1 pseudogene is annotated in these 1,010 nt (G+C 45.2%); it reads left to right on the top strand.

The features are described from left to right. Window positions 1-16: 16 nt before the first annotated feature. A pseudogene (locus tag BT797_RS07085) lies at window positions 17-1,010 on the top strand (ABC transporter ATP-binding protein); the annotation flags it as partial.

Below are 1,010 nucleotides of genomic sequence, written 5' to 3'. Positions count from 1 at the left end.
CAACCAGACCCAAGATATGGCTCTCCGTTGGGAAGTGGTGATCGAACGCTTTGCGCCAAATACACTAGTTAAAGACGCTTTATTTGATGGCGAGCCTGATACGCTTACCAGCCTTAGAGGCGACATCAAACTCAAGAATGTAACTGTACGCGATAAAGATGGGCATTCGGTTCTAGAAGATATTAACTTGACCATTCCACAAGGCGCGCGCGTTGCAATCCAGACTAATAATGAAGCTTCAGCACTCGCGTTTGCAGATGTACTCACACGCGAAGTTATCCCACAAAGAGGCTCAGTGCAGATTGCTGGGCATGAGATAAATGATTTGCATCAAACAGTTGTTGCCAACCGTATAGGATATGCCAGTTCAAAACCTTATATTTTCCAAGGGACGCTCGGTGAAAACCTATTCATGCCATTTAATCTAGAGCCTGTCCTTAGTGCAGATATTTCAGTTGATATAGCTGATTGGCGACAAGAATCTGCGCGCGCTGGTAACAGTGTCGACCCATTCGAATCAGAATGGGTCGCCCCCAAAATGGCAGGATTTCAATCATGTGATGAGATCAAAGACTGGTGGTTCCAGTTAGTTGAAGCGATGGGTACCGATGATATCATGGTGCGCAGAGGCTTACGTTCACGCCTTGATCCAGACACGCAACAAGAACTGATCGAGGCGATTGTACAGTTGCGGCCCGAAATAACGAAGCGATTAGCCAACGCAGGTTTAGATGATATTGTGCATGCCTTTCATCCAGAGAAATTCAATCCGGTATCTCCCTTAGGTAGCAACCTCCTTTATGCTATTCCAACAAAGATGTTGACACAAGTGACCTTGTCACAAGAGGATAATTTCGTACAGATGTTACAGGACGAAGGGATCGCTGAATATCTTGCTCAAATGTCAGCCAACCTAATCGAAGGACTGACAGAAACGTTTGGAACAGATGGTACAGACCATCCCTTATTTCGTCGTTTGAATATGGATGAAGATCTTTATCATCGCCTTA

The sequence above is a fragment of the Moritella viscosa genome (assembly GCF_900120065.1).
In the GTDB taxonomy this organism is placed as follows: domain Bacteria; phylum Pseudomonadota; class Gammaproteobacteria; order Enterobacterales; family Moritellaceae; genus Moritella; species Moritella viscosa.
The sequence above is the reverse complement of the archived record's forward strand: the minus strand, read 5'-3'. Positions and strand labels throughout refer to the sequence as shown.